The sequence below is a fragment of the Lysinibacillus sp. NPDC056959 genome (assembly GCF_042674095.1).
In the GTDB taxonomy this organism is placed as follows: Bacteria; Bacillota; Bacilli; order Bacillales_A; family Planococcaceae; genus Lysinibacillus; species Lysinibacillus zambalensis.
This window is the reverse complement of record NZ_JBHURE010000030.1, coordinates 1-22,316: the sequence shown is the minus strand read 5'-3', so window position 1 is coordinate 22,316 and position 22,316 is coordinate 1. Positions and strand designations below refer to the sequence as shown.

The 22,316-nt window shown below is 34.2% G+C and carries 23 protein-coding genes and 1 pseudogene; 18 read left to right on the top strand and 6 right to left on the bottom strand.

The window, feature by feature from the left end; translation table 11 throughout:
- Positions 1 to 9: 9 nt before the first annotated feature.
- Positions 10 to 1,584: an amidohydrolase gene (locus ACFTQ7_RS22115; RefSeq protein WP_386831173.1), complete on the top strand. Its 1,575-nt coding sequence runs from the start codon at positions 10 to 12 to the stop codon at positions 1,582 to 1,584.
- Between the two features lie 514 nt (positions 1,585 to 2,098).
- Here ACFTQ7_RS22115 and ACFTQ7_RS22110 read toward each other — a convergent pair.
- The gene (locus ACFTQ7_RS22110; protein WP_386831171.1) at positions 2,099 to 2,317 is read right to left on the bottom strand and encodes a hypothetical protein; all 219 of its coding nucleotides are present in this window, start codon (positions 2,315 to 2,317) and stop codon (positions 2,099 to 2,101) included.
- A 247-nt stretch (positions 2,318 to 2,564) separates the two neighbouring features.
- Between ACFTQ7_RS22110 and ACFTQ7_RS22105 the strand changes: the two genes are divergently transcribed.
- Positions 2,565 to 4,337, top strand: coding sequence for a glycerophosphoryl diester phosphodiesterase membrane domain-containing protein (locus ACFTQ7_RS22105; RefSeq protein WP_386831169.1), 1,773 nt, complete (start codon positions 2,565 to 2,567; stop codon positions 4,335 to 4,337).
- On the opposite strand, the gene ACFTQ7_RS22100 is transcribed toward ACFTQ7_RS22105, so the two are convergent.
- The gene (locus ACFTQ7_RS22100) at positions 4,317 to 4,679 is read right to left on the bottom strand and encodes a hypothetical protein (protein WP_386831167.1); all 363 of its coding nucleotides are present in this window, start codon (positions 4,677 to 4,679) and stop codon (positions 4,317 to 4,319) included. The two genes, ACFTQ7_RS22105 and ACFTQ7_RS22100, sit on opposite strands and share 21 nt — an antisense overlap.
- Positions 4,680 to 4,747: 68 nt before the next feature.
- On the opposite strand from ACFTQ7_RS22100, the gene ACFTQ7_RS22095 reads away from it, so the two are divergent.
- From ACFTQ7_RS22095 to lepB, 11 genes are all read left to right on the top strand, one after another.
- Positions 4,748 to 5,680 carry a stalk domain-containing protein gene (locus ACFTQ7_RS22095; protein WP_386831165.1) on the top strand — a complete coding sequence of 311 codons (933 nt, stop codon included), beginning with the start codon at positions 4,748 to 4,750 and terminating at the stop codon, positions 5,678 to 5,680.
- A 235-nt stretch (positions 5,681 to 5,915) separates the two neighbouring features.
- A complete protein-coding gene (locus ACFTQ7_RS22090) occupies positions 5,916 to 6,449 on the top strand; it encodes a cysteine hydrolase family protein (protein WP_386831163.1) in 534 nt (177 codons plus the stop codon).
- Positions 6,450 to 6,463: 14 nt separating this feature from the next.
- Positions 6,464 to 7,009 (top strand): GNAT family N-acetyltransferase, encoded by a 546-nt coding sequence (locus ACFTQ7_RS22085; protein WP_386831161.1) that lies wholly within the window; start codon positions 6,464 to 6,466, stop codon positions 7,007 to 7,009.
- 259 nt (positions 7,010 to 7,268) lie between these two features.
- Positions 7,269 to 9,215 carry a primary-amine oxidase gene (locus ACFTQ7_RS22080; RefSeq protein WP_386831159.1) on the top strand — a complete coding sequence of 649 codons (1,947 nt, stop codon included), beginning with the start codon at positions 7,269 to 7,271 and terminating at the stop codon, positions 9,213 to 9,215.
- Between the two features lie 21 nt (positions 9,216 to 9,236).
- Complete coding sequence (locus ACFTQ7_RS22075; protein ID WP_386831157.1) at positions 9,237 to 9,782, top strand: hypothetical protein; 546 nt, start codon at positions 9,237 to 9,239, stop codon at positions 9,780 to 9,782.
- A gap of 14 nt (positions 9,783 to 9,796) precedes the next feature.
- A complete protein-coding gene (locus tag ACFTQ7_RS22070) occupies positions 9,797 to 11,317 on the top strand; it encodes an aldehyde dehydrogenase family protein (RefSeq protein ID WP_386831155.1) in 1,521 nt (506 codons plus the stop codon).
- Between the two features lie 33 nt (positions 11,318 to 11,350).
- Positions 11,351 to 12,163: a helix-turn-helix domain-containing protein gene (locus ACFTQ7_RS22065; protein ID WP_386831153.1), complete on the top strand. Its 813-nt coding sequence runs from the start codon at positions 11,351 to 11,353 to the stop codon at positions 12,161 to 12,163.
- 713 nt (positions 12,164 to 12,876) lie between these two features.
- Complete coding sequence (locus ACFTQ7_RS22060) at positions 12,877 to 13,533, top strand: TetR/AcrR family transcriptional regulator (RefSeq protein ID WP_386831151.1); 657 nt, start codon at positions 12,877 to 12,879, stop codon at positions 13,531 to 13,533.
- A 32-nt stretch (positions 13,534 to 13,565) separates the two neighbouring features.
- On the top strand, positions 13,566 to 13,769 hold the full coding sequence (locus ACFTQ7_RS22055) for a hypothetical protein (protein WP_386831149.1): 204 nt from the start codon (positions 13,566 to 13,568) through the stop codon (positions 13,767 to 13,769).
- 15 nt (positions 13,770 to 13,784) lie between these two features.
- The gene (locus ACFTQ7_RS22050; RefSeq protein WP_349658527.1) at positions 13,785 to 14,018 is read left to right on the top strand and encodes a hypothetical protein; all 234 of its coding nucleotides are present in this window, start codon (positions 13,785 to 13,787) and stop codon (positions 14,016 to 14,018) included.
- 242 nt (positions 14,019 to 14,260) lie between these two features.
- Entirely contained in the window at positions 14,261 to 14,854 is a 594-nt protein-coding gene (lepB, locus tag ACFTQ7_RS22045; protein WP_386831147.1) for a signal peptidase I, read from the top strand.
- Positions 14,855 to 15,031: 177 nt separating this feature from the next.
- Here lepB and ACFTQ7_RS22040 read toward each other — a convergent pair whose 3' ends face one another.
- A complete protein-coding gene (locus ACFTQ7_RS22040) occupies positions 15,032 to 16,027 on the bottom strand; it encodes a hypothetical protein (RefSeq protein WP_386831145.1) in 996 nt (331 codons plus the stop codon).
- 358 nt (positions 16,028 to 16,385) lie between these two features.
- Here ACFTQ7_RS22040 and ACFTQ7_RS22035 point away from each other — a divergent pair, with 358 nt between their 5' ends.
- Positions 16,386 to 16,580, top strand: coding sequence for a hypothetical protein (locus tag ACFTQ7_RS22035; protein ID WP_386831143.1), 195 nt, complete (start codon positions 16,386 to 16,388; stop codon positions 16,578 to 16,580).
- Between the two features lie 44 nt (positions 16,581 to 16,624).
- Here ACFTQ7_RS22035 and ACFTQ7_RS22030 read toward each other — a convergent pair whose 3' ends face one another.
- Together ACFTQ7_RS22030 and ACFTQ7_RS22025 are read right to left on the bottom strand one after the other, a co-directional pair.
- Entirely contained in the window at positions 16,625 to 17,800 is a 1,176-nt protein-coding gene (locus ACFTQ7_RS22030; protein ID WP_386831141.1) for a hypothetical protein, read from the bottom strand.
- A gap of 414 nt (positions 17,801 to 18,214) precedes the next feature.
- Positions 18,215 to 18,880: a DUF4097 family beta strand repeat-containing protein gene (locus ACFTQ7_RS22025; protein WP_386831139.1), complete on the bottom strand. Its 666-nt coding sequence runs from the start codon at positions 18,878 to 18,880 to the stop codon at positions 18,215 to 18,217.
- A 158-nt stretch (positions 18,881 to 19,038) separates the two neighbouring features.
- Here ACFTQ7_RS22025 and ACFTQ7_RS22020 point away from each other — a divergent pair, with 158 nt between their 5' ends.
- The 4 genes and pseudogenes from ACFTQ7_RS22020 (at position 19,039) to ACFTQ7_RS22005 (ending at position 21,302) form a co-directional block, all read left to right on the top strand.
- Positions 19,039 to 19,185: a hypothetical protein gene (locus tag ACFTQ7_RS22020; protein ID WP_386831137.1), complete on the top strand. Its 147-nt coding sequence runs from the start codon at positions 19,039 to 19,041 to the stop codon at positions 19,183 to 19,185.
- Positions 19,186 to 19,203: 18 nt separating this feature from the next.
- Positions 19,204 to 19,944, top strand: coding sequence for a MerR family transcriptional regulator (locus tag ACFTQ7_RS22015; RefSeq protein WP_386831135.1), 741 nt, complete (start codon positions 19,204 to 19,206; stop codon positions 19,942 to 19,944).
- 24 nt (positions 19,945 to 19,968) lie between these two features.
- On the top strand, positions 19,969 to 20,625 hold the full coding sequence (locus tag ACFTQ7_RS22010; protein ID WP_386831133.1) for a GAP family protein: 657 nt from the start codon (positions 19,969 to 19,971) through the stop codon (positions 20,623 to 20,625).
- A 69-nt stretch (positions 20,626 to 20,694) separates the two neighbouring features.
- Positions 20,695 to 21,302 (top strand): annotated as a pseudogene (locus ACFTQ7_RS22005) (NUDIX hydrolase).
- Between the two features lie 146 nt (positions 21,303 to 21,448).
- Here the strand turns inward: ACFTQ7_RS22005 and ACFTQ7_RS22000 are convergent.
- Positions 21,449 to 22,042 carry a YdeI/OmpD-associated family protein gene (locus ACFTQ7_RS22000; protein ID WP_386831131.1) on the bottom strand — a complete coding sequence of 198 codons (594 nt, stop codon included), beginning with the start codon at positions 22,040 to 22,042 and terminating at the stop codon, positions 21,449 to 21,451.
- Positions 22,043 to 22,316: the final 274 nt, after the last annotated feature.

Sequence of the window (22,316 nt, the reverse complement as noted above, 5' to 3'; positions counted from 1 at the left end):
GGAAATGTTTTGGCAACGTTATGGACAGGTGGAAAAATTTACACGATGGCAAAAGTTGGCGAAACAGTTGAAGCAGTCCTTGTAGAAGATGGAAAAATTGTGGCGACAGGCTCAGTAGATAGCTTGTCGCCACAAGCTACTTCTATTCTATATTTACAAGGAAATGTGATGTATCCAGGCTTTGTCGATAGTCATTTACATATTATTGGCTACGGGGAGAAATTAAAGCATATTGATGTATCGAACGTCAGAAGTAAGGCTGAGCTACTGGCCATTATTCGTGAAAGGATTCTGGAAGTTCCCGCAGATCAATGGGTGATTGCGATAGGGCTTAATGAGACACAGTTTGAAGCTCCTATTTTCCCAACATTAGCGGAACTCGATGCTCTAGGGGAAGCACAGTTAATAATTAAGCGTAGTTGCCATCATTTAATTTTGGCTAATTCCAAGGCAATGGCATTTGCAGGAATAACAAACGACACACCATCACCAGAAGGTGGCGTCATTGAAAAAGTAGATGGTCAGCTAACAGGCGTCTTAAAGGATGCAGCTTTGTATATGATTGTTAACCATATGCCCCATATTACGCTCGAATATATAGAGGACGCGCTTGAGAAGGCGGTAATATCCTTGCAATCATATGGCTTAGTGGGCGGTCATTCTGAAGATTTAAGCTATTACGGGCCACCGATTCAACCAATAAATGCTTTTCGCAAAATCGTCGAGGCCAAGCAATCGTTTAAAGTTCATTTATTACAACACCACACAGTATTTAAGGAAGTAACTAAGATGGAAGAAACATCTTCTCCGTATTTAGAGTTTGGTGCAATGAAGATTTTTATCGATGGTGCCTTTGGAGGACGTACTGCAGCCTTACGAGAACCATACTGTGATGAGCCAGGCAATTGCGGTATGCTTGTCCATTCAACAGAACAATTAGAGCAATATGTTCAACTTGCACGACAGCATGGACAAACAGTGGCAGTGCATGCCATTGGGGATTTAGCCATTGAAACAATTTTAAACGTATTTGCTACCTATCCGCCCCAGAAAGGTCAATTAGATCGTGTTATTCATTGTAGTTTAGTGGATGAAGGGATATTAGAAAAACTTGCGGAGTTACCAGTCGCCGTGGATATGCAGCCGCAATTTGTGCAGGGCGAGTATGCAGCAGAACTAGCTAGGCTAGGAGAGGAACGAGCAAAAGGCTTGCACCCACTAAAATCGCTACTAGATCGCGGATTAGTCGTTGCAGGTGGTAGTGATGCCCCGATTGAAGTGCCAAATCCCTTATATGGTATATACGCTGCAGTCACTAGACGGAATTTGGGAGAATCTCATAACGGCTACGGACCAAAGGAGAAAATATCACGTTTTGAGGCAGTACGACTTTATACTGTAGGAGCTGCACAAATAATAGGCCAAGACGATATTCGAGGTAAGATTGAAAAAGGCTATACAGCAGACTTCACTATTTTAGAAGAGGATCTTTTTACGATAGATATTGAAAATATTCCACTAGTAAAAGTGGCAAATACGGTTGTGGATGGCCGTATCGTTTATGAAAAACGCTGTAAAGAATAAACTTTACAGCGTTTTTGCTTGCGATAAAAGAAGTTTGTTCAAAGCCATTTTCATTTCTAAAAGAATTGGAATATGGAAATTTGATTATATAAGAAGTACATTCCTTAATCTTCGAATTATTACGGGAACTAGTGAATTTGTAAACATTACAGAAGGAATAAATCATATTATTTTCTAATGTTAACGTACCGTTTACAGAACCATCATAACCGTGGTTAATAATTTTGCAATTATACAGCTCTGCTACTTTACTATTTAGGAGTTCTTTTAGTGTTTCAATAAAATTTTCTTTTCCTCGGATAAGTTCTTTACCGATAATGTTCCATTGAAAATTATCTGAAATACTATCCATAATGAAAACTATATCGTTATTTACATAAGCAATAATTGGTTCGGAATTAATATTTCTAAAAGTACGGAGTTGCTTGATATTAATATTTTTATAACACCGTGTAATACGCTGTAAAGAATAACTTTACAGCGTTTTTTCATATAACAATTATTTTTTTAAGAGCTATTGTCTTTCTGATAAATTTTCCACACGATGCTCTAGCGCTTTTACCCGTGTTGTTAAATCGTCTACTTTTTGTTGAAGTGTTTCTTCAGGAGGTAGAGGAGCGGTCGATTTCATTTTTTTAATCATATTAATCATCACGAAAAATATGGCGAGGAAACTTACAAGAAGTACAGTTGTACTAATGAGATCTCTAAAGTTAAAAATCGTATGTATCATAATTATTAGCCCCCTTAAATTGTATCGATTTTATTATTTACTGAGTGACATACAAAAAAGTTTCAAAAAAATTTTTAGGCACTACTATAAATACAGAAATCTTATCATTTTTACTCGCATATTATATGGGACAAATTGTATTTCAAGAGCTCAAGTAATTTTACATAAATGGCTTTAACGAAGAGCTTTTAAAAATCGTAAAAATGCTTAAGATAGGGGATACGATAGGTATGACTGGGGTGAGTAAATGCACAAAACTGGACAAGTGATGCGCCAAGCCGTCTACAATATTTATAAGTATCGCTTTGATTATATACAAGGTTTGGCAATGATTAAATTATTTCAGTTTTTATTAATTGTTCCAGTAACAGCTATCGTATTTAAGCTAATGCTACGAGTTACTGGGTACACGCAAATAACTGAGCAAAATATTCAAAGTTTTGTGGGGCATCCCTTTGTCATCTTGATGATCATTCTTTTGATAATGCTCATTTTGCTATTTATTTATTATGAAATGGGCTTTCTTTTTATAATGGCCTTTCATCAACAAAAAGGTACTCGCTATCGATTTTTACACATATGGCAGCAACTCCATCGTAAGGCGCTTTCCTTTTTTAGTATTCAAGTCATTTTTTTTATAATTTATAGTGCACTTTTATTACCAGTAGCTTCAATTATATTTCCACTAACAGTTACCCAAGCCATTTCTCTTCCGCATTTTTTGACAGATGAAATCATGAGCACTCGTTCTGGTCGTTTACTCTATGCGGCTATTACAATAGTTTTAGTTATAGTAGGGATACGTAGCATTTTGGCAATGCCGATTTTTACAATCCAACCAAAAATATCATTACTTCGTTCATTCATACGAAGCTGGCGTTTTTCAAAGCGCGGCTTGTTGGGCCTACTTGGATTAATATTCATGCTTATTATAATTCATTTACTTGTGATGCTTGGCATTACGCTAATAAGTACTTTTCCATTATATTTGTTGGAGCGTTTGATTCCGAGCACAGCACTTGTTACAGCAGCGATTACTCTTGCTTTTTTAGAAATGGTTTTTGGGGTGTTATTTAGTTTACTGCAAGCAATGATTTCACAAGTAATGGTGGCGATTACGTATAATACGCCTATTTTAGGCAGATCACGATTTACAACGAAATTTAGAAAAAGAAACTATAAGCCGTTAACTATTATCATTTTGGTTGTTTTCATCGCATTAAGTGTGATGAATGGTATTTCATTAGAGAAAAGTGTCTATGCACCAGATACAAAAATTATTGCACATCGTGGTTACACGAAGGGGAATGTGGAAAATACGATTAGCGGCCTTGTTAGTGCAGCAAGTTCTGGTGCAGATTTAATCGAGATCGATATTCAACAAACCGTTGATGGACAGTTCGTTGTATTTCATGATCGAACATTAAGAAGACTCACAGGTAAAAATGGTGTTATCGCCAATATGACGCTTGGTGAATTAAAGACGTTAACAATTCATGCTAATGGCTTTAACGACAAAATTTCATCATTGGATGATTTTATTGAAATAGCAAAAGCCCTAAATGTTTCCTTATTAATTGAACTAAAAGTACACGGTAAAGAAACGGAAGACGTATTGCCCAAATTAGTAAAAAAACTAAAAGCTTACAAGGTTCTTGACAAGTATTATGTGCAATCTTCAGATCCACAAATGATGTCACAAATAAAAAAATTGGCACCGAACTTACGCGTTGGAATTGTCTATGCATTAAATATAGGGCCGATGGATGAAACTGTTGATTTTATTTCGCTAGAGGAAGCGTGGGTAACAGACCAGCTAATCTCAGAGATGAAGCAACAAAAAATCGACTTGTTCGTATGGACATTGAATAATAATCGGTCATTACATGATTTTATTCGGAAAAATGTCAATGGAGTCATAACTGATCTCCCCGATATGGCTTTGGATATACGAACAAAGCAAAATGAACGTGAATACTTTTTACAGCGTATACTAAACCTACTTCAATTCATGTATTAAATCTGTATGGAATGCTTGTAATACTAGTTTCAATGAAATACCCGCGCGGGGAGGAGAAATACCCGCGGAAGGAGAGCGAATACCCGCGGAAGGCGAGGAAATACCCGCGGAAGGAAGACGAATACCCGCGGAAGGAGGAAATACCCGCGGAAGGAAGGCGAATACCCGCGCGAGGGAGGCAAATACCCGCGGAAGGAAAGCAAATACCCGCGGAAGGTGACCGAACACCCACGCGAAGCAAGGAAATATCCGCAAATCAATACAAACAGTATAAGTAAAAGCTGCGATTTTTCGTTGTAAAAGAATCGCGGCTTTTTTGGGGAATGCTAAAAAAGTTGGCAATGCTGTAACCTTTTTCTTTTATAATCGACTACTTCTATGAATTCGTGAAATGAAGGAGATGCTTTTTTATGAAAATGACGAAAGTCGTACCATTTGCCATGTCAGCATTATTAATCGGGGGCGCTGTAGTAGCTCCAACCGCATCAGCAAACGAAGGAGAAGCAGTTGTGACGAATGCTACTGATAATAAGGAGCAAAATCCAGAAGTTCAACCAACGTTTATTAAAATAGCTGGAACAATTGAGAATGTTGAAAAACGTGAGGATGCAACCTATTACACTGTGAAAGAGAACGAAAATATAAATGTTTTTGTCGTAAATGACGAGACACTAGTTTTCGATAATACAGGTAAAGAAGTTAAACTACAAAAGGGTGATCAAGTAACAGCTTACACGTATGCAAATAAGCCGATGCTTATGATCTATCCACCACAATATAACCCAGAAGTAATTATTGTTGAAACAAAAGAAATGGGAATTGGTGAAGTAGACTTTTTCAATAAAGAATTAGTGAATACTGATAATACGTTAAAGCTAAATGTTGGGAAAGAAACGGAATTACTCAGCCTATCTGGTAAAAAAGTAAAAGCTAAAGATTTAGCAGAGCAACATTTACTAGTGTTCTACACAATTACAACAATGAGCATTCCAGCACAAACTCCACCTTCAAAAGTTGTCGTTTTAGATACGATTGCACAAGAACAAGGTGAAGTAGATCCGTCTAAAGCTGCTGTACAAGAAATTATTAACAATGACTTTTATGAGGTTGAAGGTACTAAGATGGTCCCATTACGTTTAATTGCCGAAGAGTTAGGCTTTAAAGTAGAATCAACAGGAAAAGGCGCTATTATCTCTAAAGGCGCAGTATCTTATACAATTACACGTGGTCAAAAAGAATATGGCTATAATAAAGCACTTCGTTATTTTAAAGTAGCACCAGCTTTATTAGAACCATCAAAAACATATGTACCAGTTGAATTTATTGAAGAATTAATGAAATAAAATGTCGTTTTACCCCCTTCATGGCATCGTTGCTATGGAGGGGGTTTTATCTTAACTTAGTATATGCTTTAGAAAGGATGCGTCTCATATGACGCTCTCAAGAAAGTATTTAGCCGGAACGGAAATCAACCACACGCTATGATAATACGATATTCATCCCTCATAATTCTCTTTAAATGGAAAATAAATTTATGTACAATTAGATAATTAAAGTCAAATTCTAAAGGAGCACTATATGAAGCAGGCATTAATTATCGTGGATATACAGGAAGCATTCTTTTTGGATAGTGAAAATTATTTATTTGATTATGAAAAAGTATTAGATAATATTAATATGTTAATAACTTGGGCTCGTAATAGTAAGGTTCCTATTATTTTCATCCAACATACGGATTCAAATAAGGACGACGATTTTGCATTTGGTAAGCCAGGTTGGGATCTATATCATGGACTTCTGCGACAACCCGAAGATAAAGTAATTCAAAAAACAACTTGGGATGCATTCTATCAAACGGAATTAGCGCAATATTTACAAGAACAACAAATTGAGCAGCTTATTTTCGCTGGTGCTCAAACAGAATTTTGCCTTGATACGACCATCCGAAATGCTTACAGCCATGGATACCATCATAATATTTTAGTTGAAGGTGCACATACCACACTACATAGTCGTGTATTAAATGCAGAGCAAATTATAAAGCACCACGAGTCCGTTTGGCACAATCGATTCGTGAACATTCAGCCAAGTACTTTTTTTAAAACTAAGTAAAAGAGGTTTCAATAATGCACATAAACAGCCAAGAATTTAATGTAAATGAACTTCGTTATACAATTAGATCTGCCGATATCGAAGATGCCCAAGCATTATCAGATTTAAGGCTACAACTTGATGGAGAAACGGAAAACTTCGATAGAGAACAAGGAGAAGGCTTTATCGATATGAATGGTTTTGAAGCGATTATTAAGGAAGACACAGAAAGTCCAAGAAATTTGTGTTTAGTGGCAGTAGTCGATAATCGCATTGTCGGATTCTCAAGATGTGCGGGATCACCATTTAAAAGAATTGCTCATAAAGTAGAATTTGGTGTAGGTGTATTGAAGGAGTTTTGGCGCTATGGAATAGGCAAAAATTTTTTAAATGCTTCGATAGAGTGGGCTGACGCTAATGACATTAAAAAGATGGCCTTGAATGTTGTAGAGACAAATGACAAAGCAATTTTGCTCTATAAAAAGCTTGGCTTTGAAGTTGAAGGCGTTTTAAAAAATGATAAACTCCTTTCAGATGGCAATTATTATAATACAATTGTCATGGGAAGAATTAAGGCATAATTTTAATATAAACTCAGCTAAGCAAATAGGTGCTTAGCTGTTTTTTTTACAACAAAAAACATTGCTATGGCAATATGGAAGAAAGTTTCAATGAGAGAACTATAAATAGCTTATTTATCATAAATGATACATAAAGAAGAAAATATCGTATGTTTTTAGCTGAAAAATAACTTATCTATAAAAATGCCGTTATTTACAATAACTTTTACTGAATTTTCTGATTATAATTAAGAGGAACAAATTATAAGGGGTTGATACTATGTCAGTAAAGGTTAATCCAAACGTTGAGCTAAGCCACCCATTATCACCATTATCTGAAGTAGAAATTGAAAAAGCTGTTCAAATAGTCAAGGAACAGCAACAGTTGTCTGAACATGTACGATTTATGTCGGTGATGTTTCATGAACCTAAAAAATCAGAAGTACTAAATTACAAGCCAGGTAATACTGTAGATCGCCAAGTGTTTTTAGTGATTTTAGATGATAAAGAATTGAAAACATTTGAAGCTGTTGTAAATTTAACTTCAGAAAAAGTTGATTTCTACGAATATATTCCTGGCGTACAACCTAATGTAGCCTTAGAGGAATTTGAGCAATGTGAAAAATTAGTAAAGAGCCACCCTGATTTTGTAGCAGCTTTACAGAAACGTGGCATTGACAGTCCTGATTTAATCATGGTGGATCCTTGGTCAGCAGGGAATTTTGGTATTCAGGAACATGAAGATAAACGCTTACTTCGTGCGATTTGCTGGCAAAAAAAATCACTAGAAGATAACGGATATGCTTACCCTTTAACAGGTATTGTAACGTATGTAGACTTAAACAAAATGGAAGTTTACAAAGTAGAAGATCACGGGGTACGTCCAATCCCAACAACATCAGGTAATTACCATCCTGAAGTTGATGAATCGATTGTGTTTAGAAATGACTTAAAACCATTGGAAATCATTCAACCTGAAGGGCCAAGCTTTACAATTGAAGGTAATTTGATCAAATGGCAAAAGTGGAGTTTCCGCTATGGTTTTACACCACGTGAGGGCCTTGTATTATACACAATTAATTACCATGACAAAGGCAAAGATCGTCCGGTTCTTTATCGTGCAGCATTATCGGAAATGGTTGTCCCTTATGGTGAACCAACATTTTCGCATAACACACAAAATGCCTTTGATGCTGGTGAATATGGAATGGGTCAATTAGCCAATTCGTTAGAACTTGGTTGCGACTGCTTAGGTGAAATTCAATACTTTGATGGTGTTGTAGCTGATGTTAAAGGAAATGCGCGTACGATCAAAAATGCGATTTGCTTACACGAAGAAGATTATGGGATTGGTTGGAAACATACAGATTGGCGTACCGGGCATGTAGAAGTACGGCGCTCACGTCGACTAGTGATTTCATTCTTCTGTACAGTTGGAAATTATGATTACGGCTTCTATTGGAGTTTCTACCAAGACGGTACGATTGAAGCTGAAGTCAAGCTAACTGGTATTTTAAGCACTGGTACATGTGAAGATGGCATCCAAACAAAATATGGATCTGAGATTTCTCCAGGATTAAACGCAACACATCATCAACACTTCTTTAATTTCCGACTTGATACGATGTTAGACGGTGAAAATAACTCAGTAGTTGAAACAGAAACAGTTTCAGAAACATTAGGAGAACACAATCCGAATAGTAATGGTTTCTATCCTCTTTCACGTATCTTTAAAACGGAGAAGGAAGCGTTACGTAATTTAGATTTAAAAACGCAGCGTACTTGGAAAATTATTAATAAAAACTCACTTAACCGAGTGAATCAACCTGTTGGATATAAAATTTTGCCTGGCGAAAATTGCTTCCCATTTGCTCATGAAGAATCAAGTGTTATGAAACGTGCTGGTTTCCTTAAGCACCATTTACACGTTACGCAATTTGATGAAAATGAAAAATATGCAACAGGTATGTATCCAAATCAACATGCAGGAGGAGATGGTCTTCCAAAATACGTTGAGAAAAACCGTTCAATTGATGATGAAGATATCGTCGTGTGGTACACAATGGGCCATCATCATATCCCGCGCCCAGAAGATTGGCCTGTAATGCCAACCGCATACATCAACTTCCAATTGAAACCAGTTGGATTCTTTGATCGAAACCCAGCAATAGACGTTCCTAGACCGGACAAGAAGTGTCACACAACTTCGTCTTGTCATATACAATAAAACTCTTAAAGGAGTGTTTATATGCTACCATTCCTAAGTATGTTGGTGATTGTTACTTTTACGGTAATCACGAACCGTTTACTAAAGCAGCGTTTTGCTAATCATGGCATGGCTAAGTGCTGTATAATGCTGATTTCTATGACAATGAGTACTGCTGTTGGGATGAATATGGCTACCTGGCTTCCCGATATGGTACTAGGTGCAATAGCATCTATTATTATTTCTATTGCTTTAGGCTATTTATTGTCAACAGGCTTACCAATGCACCTATTCATGGAAAGTGTAGGATCTAGTTTCATGGGAGCGATGATGGGTGCGATGTTAACATTAATGACTACCCCATATTTAACGTTAAGCATTCTCTTTTTTACAATGATGTTTATTGTAAGTGCTATCATTTCTATCGGTGTATGGAATCGTGAAATGTTTCCTATCTTTATAAAAGCCATTCCAAAGCATATTTACATTGTGGCTGGGTTAATGATTTGTGTACTAGTAGTAAGTAGTTTTGAGATTCAAAAAGAGGTACCTGTAAAAGAAGAACAAGTGCATCATAATCATCATTAAAGGGGTCGATAATTATGGTAAAGGTAAATGTTAAACCGAATATTGAAGAATCTGGCATTCAATTCAAAAAGAAATATGACAATTTTATTGGTGGTGAATGGGTAGCACCTGTAAATGGAGAGTATTTCGATAATAGTACGCCTATCACGAAAGAAGTATTTACACGTGTAGCTCGTTCAACAAAAGAAGATGTAGAGCTAGCATTAAATGCCGCTCATGAAGCCCAAAAAACTTGGGGGAAAACACCCGTAGCAGAACGGGCACGTATTTTACTAGCCATTGCTGATCGTATGGAAGAAAACCTTGAAAAAATTGCAAAGGTAGAAACTTGGGATAATGGGAAAGCGATTCGTGAAACTATGTATGCTGATATTCCATTGGCAATTGATAATTTCCGCTATTTTGCAAGTGCCATTCGCGCACAACAAGGGCAAGTGACACCTTTTGATGAGGATACAGTAGCTTATCATTACCAAGAACCTATTGGTGTAGTAGGCCAAATCATCCCATGGAACTTTCCTGTTTTAATGGCAGCTTGGAAATTGGCGCCAGCACTTGCTGCAGGAAATAGTGTTGTATTAAAATTAGCAGAACAAACGCCGGTATCATTCTTATTCGTAGTTGAGCTTATTCAAGACCTATTACCAAAAGGTGTATTAAACGTCATTAATGGTTTTGGTGTAGAGGCAGGGAAAGAGTTAGCTTCAAGCCCACGTATTGCCAAAGTGGCCTTTACGGGTTCTACAGCTGTCGGCAAACTGATTATGAAATATGCATCTGAGAATCTAGTTCCTGTTACACTAGAGTTAGGTGGCAAATCTCCTAATATCTTCTTTGAAGATGTCATGGATGCTGATGACGGATATCTAGATAAGGCGATTGAAGGATTAGTTATGTTTGCTTTAAATCAAGGTGAAGTTTGCACTTGTCCATCTAGAGCCTTGATCCATGAGTCTATTTATGATCGTTTCATGGAAAAAGCCATTGAACGAGTAAAGCAAATTAAAGTTGGGGATCCATTCGAACTTGAAACAATGATGGGTGCACAGGCTTCAGAAGAACAACATAAAAAAATTCTTTCTTATTTTGAAATTGCTAAACAAGATGGCGCAGAATGTTTAATCGGTGGCGCCGAAAATCACCTTGATAATTTAGATGGTTATTTTATTCAACCAACTATTTTTAAAGGCAATAATAAAATGCGTATTTTCCAAGAAGAAATTTTCGGTCCTGTATTGGCAGTGACTACGTTTAAAACCTTCGAGGAAGCAATTGAAATTGCAAATGATACTATGTATGGATTAGGGGCAGCTGTATGGTCACGTAATACAAATGTTACCTATAAAGCAAGTCGAGAGATCCAAGCAGGACGTGTTTTTATAAATACCTATCATCAATACCCTGCGGGTGCAGCATTTGGCGGCTACAAAAAGTCAGGCTTCGGTCGAGAAAATCATTTGAAAGCTTTAGAATCGTATCAATCGACTAAATGTGTTTTAGCTAGTTACAATGAACAGGCGCAAGGATTCTTTTAATTTTACCTAAGAGTGAAGTGAGGGGGCGGCTTATTGAGTAGCTATTATCCAATCCAACCTGAATTGGTCCAAAAAACGTATTCTTATATAGAACTGACTCCAAACAGCGAGTTAAACGAGGATATACTATTTTATTATGAGTTTGAACCAATAGGCATTAATAGTGATATTCATGTCATTCCTGATGCTTGCCAAGATTTAATGTTTTACATGGGCAAAGATCAAAAGGTTGTCTTAGGGAATACGCCGACTACACGTGAAATTTATTCATTTACCCCAAAAGGTAAATATTTTGGTGTTCGTCTAAATCCAAAACAAACAGTTATTCAATACAATTGCGCATTAAAACAAATTATTCAACAACCGTTTGTTAATGTTGAATTAGGCTGTACACTAGACTCAAAATTTATAAAAGCTGTTTTTGAAGCAGGAGATTTCGAACAAAGAGTGCAGATTTGTAATGAATATTTTTGTTCTCGAAAAAAGGAAAAAAGCTTGGGTGATGAAATATTCGCTACTTGTTTTGATTCTATTATTGAAAATTATGGTCTGTTCTTACCAGATGTAATTCAACATAAAACAGGTTATTCTGAGCGATATATCCGAGAACTTTTCTACAAAAAAACAGGTTTTGGACCGAAAAAATTAAGCAAATTCATCCGTATTCAACTCTTACTTCAACATTTTTCTTTTGAAGAGACACCTGTAAGCATTGACCAATATGGTTACTATGATCCTTCACATTATTACAAAGAATTTAAAAGCTTACTTGTCATAACACCTGCTGAATATATAAAAGAATTTTTAGGTTGGAAAAATATAAAACGAAAGTTTCTATCTTATTAGGCCCTCAAAGCTTTCACTCTTTCTTAAAAAAACATACTAAATTAGTATGTTTTTTTAGTTCATGAGCAGAAATGGTTCTATGTTCTGTGGCAGTTGGATTTTCACCTCCAAAACACACCTTATTTGGGTGATGAACAAAACAAATAACATTTCATAATATAGAAATAAGAAATAATTATCTTCATTCAGTCAAACACCTACTAAATGAAGATAAAGCCTCCGGCGGATGTCATGGATTTTGAAAGGACTGAATTGTGCTGGCGCAATTCAAAATCCGGACTCAATTACGCCAAGGCGAAATTGAAAAGAAAAGGAGGATGTATTATTTCTATAGCTAGAACTGGTACCCTTCCTAGCGGAGAAATACAAGACGGCTTGGAAGATGTTGATGTTGTTTGGGACATTGATCGTTGGGAGAATGACGGCGGAAGAAGTCTTGGAACGAGTTCGAGGACGTGAAACATATTAAATGGAGAGGGAGACAAACTTGTCTCCCTTTAAATATTTATAAGGACAAGTTTCGAATGAAAATATTTCTATTGCCTTTCACAATCATATGTGGAGGGCCTTTTTAGCTGGATTAAGTCCTTTCTACTTTTTTCATTTGGTTCATCTTTAGTTTTATATAATTAATAAACTTGTAAGGAATGAGTAAGAAAAAAGAGACAATCGATTCGTACAATTAAAGTATGAAATGAAAGGGGCTGATCTAAATGATACTAATTAGAGGAACCGATTTAATAGCAAAAAATTTTACTGAGGAAGATATTCCATTACTTAAACAAAGGTTACGTGAAAGTTGTGCTCAGAGTTGGAAATCGAAAGGATACAAATTAACTAGCATCGATACACTTACTAATGAAGTCGGCATATCAACCGAATTATTTTACAGGCTATATAAAACAAAAGAAGAGCTCTTTCTAGAAGTACTGTCAATGATTCAAAGTCAATTGAAAGAACAATGGCATTTTATGATACAGACTAACTCGGGTATTGATGGGTTTAAAAAAGCTATGAACTGGCTTTTTGAAGAGTATGTAAAGCATCCTACATTATATAATTTCAACAATCCAGATTATCATTTGTTTTTAAAAAAGCTACCTAAAGAAAAAATTGAAAATCTAAGAGAAAATGATGTGCAGTTTTTTGATGAAGTTTTAGAGCGTTCAAATTTAAAAATGAGAATACCAAAAGAAAAAGCATATGGAATCTTTAGTACATTATTATATACTGCAGCGATGAAAAAAGATTTAGTTTATAACAAATGCGAAATATTCAATTTTCTACTTGATAGTTCAATATGTAAAATTTTTGAAAATTCGTTTTCTTTAGCAACCAAAAATCCTACTAATGACCATTGTGTAAACTAACAGAACAAACATTAAGTTTGGGGGAATTTGCTTTGAGAAATTTAATAGTAGATATCTTGCAACAAAATATTTCTATAGGAATATTCAGCTACATATCAATTGCGCTTGCACTTGTTGTGTTTATGATTGGATTGTTTTGTATTTTAAAAAAGAAAAAATATGGTGTATATGTATTGGCTTCCAGTTTCTTGCTATTAGTAAATCCAGCTATTGATTTTTTATTCAATTTATTCTAACGGAGGAAAACTAAAATGATTAAACAATTAGATGCTGCTTTGAGTAAGGTAAATAAGGGGTTTGGGGTAAATATGAAAATGCCAAAAGTAACAAAATCAAAACTGAAATATAGTAGGTATTTTACAACTGTCGTAGGAGTAGGAGGATTAACATTAGGAATTATTGGTCCATCGAAATCGTTGTTAGTTCTCGGGACAATAGGTATTTTGAGTTCTATTGCAACAACCAATGAAATAAGAAAAATTTAGAATGCTGAACTGTGCTAGATCAAGTGGAATAATAACCATGTATGAAGCGGCTTGAGCCAGGAATTTTAAAGGCTCAGGTCGTTTAATCGTTTCTGCTAGCGTATTAATGGATATAGTGTCAATCGCATAAAATGATTTTTTGACGTTAGTTTGAGAATAAATATTTAATTATATGAATAGGGAATTGAAACTTTTTCCATTGTTTAACGTATTATTTAAGAGAATTAGTGGGAGGTGAGAATTTGGAAGAAAAAGTACAGGGAAAACTAAAAAATGAGTTAATCGAATGGATAAAGGCGATTGCATTCGCTTTATTGGTGGCGTTTGTCATCAAATCGTTTTTATTTACGCCAGTACTCGTAAAAGGTGCTTCTATGATGCCGACACTTGAAGACCACGACCGTGTTATTATTAACAAAATCGGTCCGAAATTTAAGTCGATTGATCGATTTGACGTTGTTGTTGTTGAACATGTTCTTCTTAATAAAAATGAAGAAAAAAATATTATTAAACGTATTATAGGTCTACCAGGAGATAAAATCGAGTATAAGGATGATCAATTATACATAAACGGTGAGAAGTTCAGTGAACCTTATTTAGACCAATTCAAGAAGGAATTAAAAGGTTCTAGATCGCTCACTTATGATTTTACGCTAGACCAACTTTTAGGTGAAACTACGGTACCTGAAGGACATTACTTTGTATTAGGTGATAATCGTCCTGTAAGTAATGATAGTAGAAACCCTGAGGTAGGATTCATCCCTAAAGATAAAATAATGGGTACAACAAGTATCGTCTGTTGGCCAATTAAGCATATTGACTTGAATTTTAACTGAACCTAGGAGTTAGTTGAAAAAAACAAACTTACTGCAGCAATAATTCTGTGGTAGAACGAGTAGGTAAATTGAAGACTAGTTAACCTGAATATTCAGTGGCAAACCTCCATTTTTAAGTTGTAAATGGAGGTTTACCATTTGAATAAACAGGGGATATTACCTTTTTATTATACGGCTTTATTTAAATGCTTTAAGTAATTTTTTCCACTGTTTAAAATAATCTTTTTTAGGCGTTCGATACCATTTTTCTATCTTATTTTTTTTGAGATGATATTCACCGCCTTCTAGGATATACATATAATCTTTATGTTCAAAAATAAAAATTTGCCAACCTTGATCCAAATCCCGAAAAGGATGTTTAATAGTTCCGGATGGTATATCCCGTTTACACCATTCTTTTAGGTAGGTTTCAGCATGGTCCAAATATGGAAACGAACCTAATTTTTCATTTCTGCTCGCACTATAAAAATATATATGTTTACCAAAGCCTTTAGACAAACGTTTCTTAGTGATAAGGATTTCGAAGTCATATACAATAGGAAACTTTTCGAAGTTCAATTCTTTTAAATTAATTGTATTATTTGTACAAATATTTGTTAGTTTTTCATTATTGTTAATATGTATTTTTGTATCAATCTCTTTGAAATAGAATTCACCATTTTTTGTACCTATTACCTTAATATCTTTTCCTTTATATTGCTTAACTAATTTATTCCACTCTTTGAAATATCCCTCTTTAGGCGTTCGATACCAGGTGTGAATCGTATTAATTTTCTTTTTAAATTCATTACCTTGTAAAATATAAATATACCCTTTATATTCAAAAATAATAATTTGCCAACCTTTCCTCAAATCATAAAACGGATCGTCAATAGTTCCAGTTGGTATAGTACTACTACTCCAGTCTTCTAAGAAGGCTTCAGCACAATGCCACCGAGGAAATGTAGTTAACTGTTCATTTCTGCTTGCGCTATATAATGAAATTAGTTTCCCTCTACCTTTGTAATCTTTATTATTAATTAGTACTTCAAAGTCATTTACAACAGGGAACTTTTCTAAATGTAACTCCTTTAAATTTGTTAAAGTTACATCTGATAATCTTTTATGATCGTTTATAAGTATATCTTTCTTTTTTAATTTGAATTTACCACTTTTTGTACCAATTACCTTCATAAACATTCCTCCTAAATACTTTGAAACCTATTGTTATTATATTAACCTTGTCATTAGTTGAACAACAAGGATTTCACCTTTTTTAGATATATTATCTTAAATTCCTGTTATTACTAAAAAAGAAGAGGTGAAATTGAAATTTCGAAATTAAAGCATAACGAAGATTTTGAGGAAGATTACCGAATTCACTGCCAACATATGAAGCATTTAACTCAATTCATATTGAAATAATGAACATGCAACAATACAACAGAAATTAACAAAAGTCGATTTAATAAGCGTGACAAGTACCCACAACTGTGGGTATTAGACCGGGTTTTTAAAAAACTGGCTTGAATGGTAGTGAGGAGGATAAGTAATGACTCATTTTGAATACATGGAGCAACACGGTCAAATGACTAGATATGATTTTCTTGCGGACCAGGAATCGGACAATGATCTGCTAGCGGACCTAAAACCTTACAAACTAATAAAACTGTTGAAAAGAAGAAAACGATATGGCATCGCATATGAAGGTATATTGTGCGGAGGTAAGAAAGGGGTTAAACCTTAAATCATTGTTTAATGACTTTTTGGATAACCCCGAATTTTTACTGGTTAGTGTAGTGGAAGATAGTCATGACTGTTTATCGTTACTTTAGAAGCTGATATAAGAATTTCTTTATTAGCTTCAAAATATGGGTTTAAAATTTTGTGAAATGTTTCCCATTTTGCTTCGGTTTTTTCTTGTTCTTCTTTTTCATTAAGAGCGAAGATTTCTTCATAAAGCTGTTTTAATTTCTTACTATCTGTTTCACTAACTTCGAATTCAAATTCAGCCATGTATTCTTCAAATGTTTGAGGTTTTATGGACTGATGATAAAGGATTTCATAAAATTCTTCCCAAAGCTTATCATTCAGTTCGTCATCTCCCTCTTCTAATGCTTTTTGAGAATCTTCATAAATAGTTTTTAGTTTGGCTAAAGTTTCAACAGGGATATTTAATTTAGTGTCTCCCATATAATCATCCAAATATTCTTCAAATGTTGGAGGTGCATATAGCGCAACTAAATATGGTTCAAGGATTTTATCAAACTCTTCATATTTTTTGTTAGCTTTTTCCTCATCACCACTTTTTTCAAGCTTTATCCATTCTTTATAAATAGCTTTAAGTTGTACGTTATCGGTTTCTTTAATAATAATATTTTTCTCATTAAATCCGTAATTCTCCATATACTCTTCAAATGATAGAGGTTGCCAATTAGCTAATGTATACGGCTTTGTGATTTTATGTATTTCTTCGTGAATTTTTTCTAGTTCCTCATGTTTCTTTTCTATCTCTTCATCTGTTAAGTTTATCTCTTTTGAAAATCCTTTTTGCAGTTGCTTCATTTCATTGAACAATTTTTCTAATATTGTTAAATCTTCTTTTGTCATCTCCTTAGGAAAGTCTTTTTTAAATACTTCAAACGTGAAGAAGTCTGAAAAACTCTCTACAGTGTTACCTTCTACAGAGACTTCCTGTCCTTCTACTAGTTTCATTTTTCTTATTTGTTCATCAGAAAATTTGTGGAAACTTATAAAGTAATTTTTACCATCTCTTCCTCTGATATTCATTCCATCATCATAGATGTGTTTAATAGTTCCTGTAATTTTTTGTTCAAGTTGAACAGTAATACTACTATTATCTGTTGTTTCTACTGACGCAGCCCCAGCTTGAAGTGGTGTTAGAACAGCTATTCCAATAGTAAGTGCTGAAGCAATCATCAAAGTTTTTTTAATCGGTTTTTTCATATGTATTTCTCCTTCTATTTAAAAAATTAGGTATTACCAATAATTAGACGAATTACCATTTATAAAAGTTCATTGATTTATAAAATTTATAATGAAGAATTTGTGAAAAGACGACACCTAAAAGTTAGACATAGTTATTACATTAGGCAGCGGTTTGGGCATGAGTTCGATATTGGATACAATTGCGGTGCAGTTCACAATGAGTGGTTATTTGTATTGTCAGTTGCTAAATCAACATCTGTGGAAAACAGACACACAAAATGTAATACGTTAAATAAAACCTTAGATGATTTGTTCTGGGAGAAGTAAAACTGTGTCAACTTACAGGGCATGGATTGTTTAGAAAGTATCACTTCATTGAAAAGAAAGGGCATAGCAAATTGAACTTTCAATATGCTATGCCATTTAAATTATCTAATTCAAAACTATATTTCCAGACTTCGTTACAATTTGCAACTTATGATCACTATTACCTGAAATACCTTGTAATCCCTTTTTTGTCTTTGAACTGCTGTTTAAAGCTAAGTCAATTGATTGTCTACCGCTATTTGTATTGATATCTAATTGTAAATTAGGCTGTTCTTCATCAAAATCCACGGATACTTTACCACTTGTGGTTGTTATCTTTACATCATTGTTCAATTCTATAAAATGGAGTTTAATATTACCGCTGCTTGAGCGTATTTCGATGTTATTTTGAATTAATTCCTTTCCGGTAACATTTCCAGAAGATCCATCAAGAATTAATTTACCTTTGAATTGCTGAGGTACTTTAACTTCTAAAGTCGGTTTTTTACTAAGATTAAATAATTGTGTAATATCAGTATCCAATTTAATCGATATCAGTTTTGAAGATTTTTCTACTATTGCACCCGGTCCGTCATCATTAACCGTTAAATTTGCTTCTATTTCATTTGTTTCACTTGGAGAAAATACAACATCAGTACTTGCAAAATTTATCATAATCTCCTCAATATTTTCTACAGATTCTTTATTGACGACGACGTCTTCCTCCCTTGACGAACATCCTGCAAGCATAATTAGTACTATAAAGAAACGAATGGTTGCTTGTTTAATCATTTTCGGCCCTCCTTAAACTAGATTATATTAAATGACGTAAGGTAAGTTTCAAATTTTATCCAACAGGATGTTTAAATTACTTGAAAGTGACCTTGCGTCATTTTTTATACTGTTAGTAGAGATTTTACTTTAAACTAACTTAAAAGGAGAATCCTGTTATGAAGAAAGACGATATTATTATTTATGCTTCCGTTATTATTGGAGCAGGAGTCGGTTTATTGATTGATAATGCTTTTCCGGGGGTACTAATTGGCTTAGGAATTGGTTATCTGTTAAAAACTATGTTTTTTAAAACAAATGAATAAAAAAGTAGGGGTATTAACTTGTTTCATATTAACGAATTTAAAAAACTGAGTGGTGTATCAGTTAGAACCATTAGATATTATGACAAAATTGGACTTTTGAAACCTGTCTCAAAAACGGAAGGAGGTCATCGATTATACTCATACACTGAGTTAAAGAAACTTCAGCAAATACAATTCTTAAAAACTATAGGATTTCAATTAAGTGAGATCAAAATGATGCTAGAGTCCGAAGAATGGGATTGGTCGAACAGTCTAATGAAACAACTATCTTATGTTATTAGTGAACAGGACCGTCTTTCAAAGATAGAAACTAGTTTAAGGGAACTAATAAACGGTATAGCGATTGATGGAGAAGAATTCAGGATTAAAAAAATTATGGATTTATATAATAATCAGGATTCTAAAGAAGTATTAAAAAATAATCGAGATACATTAAATTTTAAAAACATGGAAGCACTAGAAAAACTTCCGAAAATGAGTAGTAGCGATTCAGATTCTTTAGAGTGGGTTGCTTTAGTAGGGCAATTAAAAAAACATATGCACCTTGGTTATAGTAATACACGAATACAAAATATTATTAAGAGAATGGAAGTAAAAAAAGGTGAAGACTTTAATGACGAAGATGCTTTTTTAGATAAGCTTTGGGACAATAGAAAGTCACCTGAGGAATCCGAAAAATATAATTTATATCCAATGGATCAGGAAATCCTTAACTTTATGGAAAAGGCTTATATATATTATCTCGGACATAAATCATAGTTGTTTGAAATGTGGAGGGTAAAGATGGGAACAGATATATTAATTTATTTGGGTGGTTTAGCTCTTTTAGATACATTAAGCCCTACAATTATTGGTGTTACTTTATTTCTCGTTTTAACAGACAATAGAAATTTAACATCAAGATTATTAGCATATCTTCTTACAGTTGGGCTACTCTATTTTTCATTAGATATCATCATGATGTTAGGCTTAAATTTTATTTTAGAAACATTCTCTAACATTTTTCAAAATAAAATAGTTAGCTGGGTCATCTTTATAGTAGGGGTGATACTATTTATTGCTAGCTTTTTTATCCCTGCTAATAAACAAAGTAATATTCCGAAGCCTAAAACTCAAAGCATATTCTCAATTATTATTATTGGTATTACGACTTTTATTATAGAGGCAGGCATGGCTTTACCGTATTTTGCTGCTAATGGCTTACTAACGACAACGAATATGCCTTTTTATCAGTGGCTCCCAATTATAGCGGTATACAATATTATTATGGTTTTACCAGCTCTGCTACTATTTTTAGGATATAAATTGTTTGGAAAGTGGATAAACCCTACCTTAGTAAATCTTCGGAATAAAATATCAAGCGGTTCAAGTTCTGCCTTATCCTGGATGATGTGTATAGTAGGGGTAATATTAATATTTTACACTAAAGATTATCTATAATGAATGAAACGGGTTTTAACACCGTTAATCACTTTGTTGAACTTAAAATGGTAGGGGGAGGTATTCGTCATGAGTGATAAATGGTTAGAATGGGCAAAGAAGATCCAATCAATTTCCCAAGCAGGATTAACTTTTTCAAAAGATGTTTACGATATGAACAATTAAGAAGTTTAAGTGCCGAGATTATGAGAGAATACACCGGGTTAGAAATGAAAAAAATCAAGGATTTATTTACGAATGAAACGGGTTATCAAACACCTAAAGTGGATGTTCGAGGAGTAGTCTTTCAGAACAATAAAATACTAATGGTCAGAGAAAAAAATGATGATAGATGGTCTTTGCCAGGTGGTTTCTGTGATATAGGTTTGTCGCCTAGTGAAAACATTGTCAAAGAAATTAAAGAAGAAGCGGGTTACGATGTAGTCCCTACGAAATTGCTTGCTTTATTGGATATGAATAAGCACCCGCATCCACCTCAACCATATCATTATTATAAATTATTTATTCAATGTGAGATTATTGGCGGGCATGCAAGAAATGGTTTGGAAACAAAAGGAGTAAAATTTTATCATGAAGATCATTTACCGAAGCTTTCTTTAGGGAGAAATACAAATACACAAATTAACATGCTTTTTGAATTTTTAAGGGACCCTTCTAAAGATACAATATTTGATTAATAGTGATAAGTTAGATTAATAGTGATAAGTTAATGGAAGCGTTGAATTTACTATGATAAACAATCAAAAATATTTCCGTATAATGGTAAAAGTCCGATTTCTTAATGATAATGTATAAGAAATTGGACTTTTAAGTTTATAAAAATTTAATCATTTAATCCTTTACCTTCGAGAATGTGCTGCGTGTATTTTTCGATTCTTGATACTCTAGTTTTGGATTGTTTAGGTTGAGAAAAATGTAAAATATATGCTCTTTGTCGCCCTGGCGTTAAGCTTTCAAACGCCGTCTTTAAGGCAGGCGTTTCATTAAATTTATTGTCAAGTTCTTCAGGAATGATGTATTCCTTATGCTCTTTCATCGGCACTTCTAAACCTACTTTTTCAACTTCAATGGCTTCAAGTATATAATCTTTTATAATGGTTTCCATTCCAACTATTTCTTGAGCGCTAGTGAAACGAATTTGGCGTGCGGCCTGTACATTTTCCGTTTGCTGAATTAAAATCCCATGGGAATCCTTTAACAAGGCACCTTTGTGAAAAAGAAGCGCACAATAATCTTTAAATCCATGGATTAACACGACATTTTTGTTCTCAAGCGTGTAACAAGGATGCATCCATTTAAATTCTTCGGTCAGCTCACAGTCAAGAACGATATTTCTCAACACCGAATATTCTTCCGGCCACTTTTTTGCTTTATTTAAAAATTCATCAACCTTCGGATTCATTTTGTTATTTGTCATCAAGGAACACCCCTCAGCCATTATTAATTACATGATATTGATTATCTAATCGTTTTATAATAAAACATTAATTAGTGTCATGTCTAGCTAAAAATAAGGAACTAATATCGCTAATTTACAAAGAATAGTGATGAGTTGAAAAAGCCTTTGAAACATGTAGCCTCAATCTTTTTTTGTTGGACGGATTGTAATATTAAGTGCAACACCCAGAAGTCAATATAAAGGAAGCCCATAACGACCTCGTGTAGAATGTAGTTACCACACCAACATTCAA

Coding starts and splice junctions, on each gene's coding strand:
- ACFTQ7_RS22110 (WP_386831171.1), bottom strand. CDS start 2,317: ATGATACATACGATTTTTAACTTTAGAGATCTCATTAGTACAACTGTA.
- ACFTQ7_RS22105 (WP_386831169.1), top strand. CDS start 2,565: ATGCACAAAACTGGACAAGTGATGCGCCAAGCCGTCTACAATATTTAT.
- ACFTQ7_RS22095 (WP_386831165.1), top strand. CDS start 4,748: ATGAAAATGACGAAAGTCGTACCATTTGCCATGTCAGCATTATTAATC.
- ACFTQ7_RS22090 (WP_386831163.1), top strand. CDS start 5,916: ATGAAGCAGGCATTAATTATCGTGGATATACAGGAAGCATTCTTTTTG.
- ACFTQ7_RS22085 (WP_386831161.1), top strand. CDS start 6,464: ATGCACATAAACAGCCAAGAATTTAATGTAAATGAACTTCGTTATACA.
- ACFTQ7_RS22080 (WP_386831159.1), top strand. CDS start 7,269: ATGTCAGTAAAGGTTAATCCAAACGTTGAGCTAAGCCACCCATTATCA.
- ACFTQ7_RS22075 (WP_386831157.1), top strand. CDS start 9,237: ATGCTACCATTCCTAAGTATGTTGGTGATTGTTACTTTTACGGTAATC.
- ACFTQ7_RS22070 (WP_386831155.1), top strand. CDS start 9,797: ATGGTAAAGGTAAATGTTAAACCGAATATTGAAGAATCTGGCATTCAA.
- ACFTQ7_RS22060 (WP_386831151.1), top strand. CDS start 12,877: ATGATACTAATTAGAGGAACCGATTTAATAGCAAAAAATTTTACTGAG.
- ACFTQ7_RS22050 (WP_349658527.1), top strand. CDS start 13,785: ATGATTAAACAATTAGATGCTGCTTTGAGTAAGGTAAATAAGGGGTTT.
- ACFTQ7_RS22040 (WP_386831145.1), bottom strand. CDS start 16,027: ATGAAGGTAATTGGTACAAAAAGTGGTAAATTCAAATTAAAAAAGAAA.
- ACFTQ7_RS22035 (WP_386831143.1), top strand. CDS start 16,386: ATGACTCATTTTGAATACATGGAGCAACACGGTCAAATGACTAGATAT.
- ACFTQ7_RS22030 (WP_386831141.1), bottom strand. CDS start 17,800: ATGAAAAAACCGATTAAAAAAACTTTGATGATTGCTTCAGCACTTACT.
- ACFTQ7_RS22025 (WP_386831139.1), bottom strand. CDS start 18,880: ATGATTAAACAAGCAACCATTCGTTTCTTTATAGTACTAATTATGCTT.
- ACFTQ7_RS22020 (WP_386831137.1), top strand. CDS start 19,039: ATGAAGAAAGACGATATTATTATTTATGCTTCCGTTATTATTGGAGCA.
- ACFTQ7_RS22010 (WP_386831133.1), top strand. CDS start 19,969: ATGGGAACAGATATATTAATTTATTTGGGTGGTTTAGCTCTTTTAGAT.
- ACFTQ7_RS22000 (WP_386831131.1), bottom strand. CDS start 22,042: ATGACAAATAACAAAATGAATCCGAAGGTTGATGAATTTTTAAATAAA.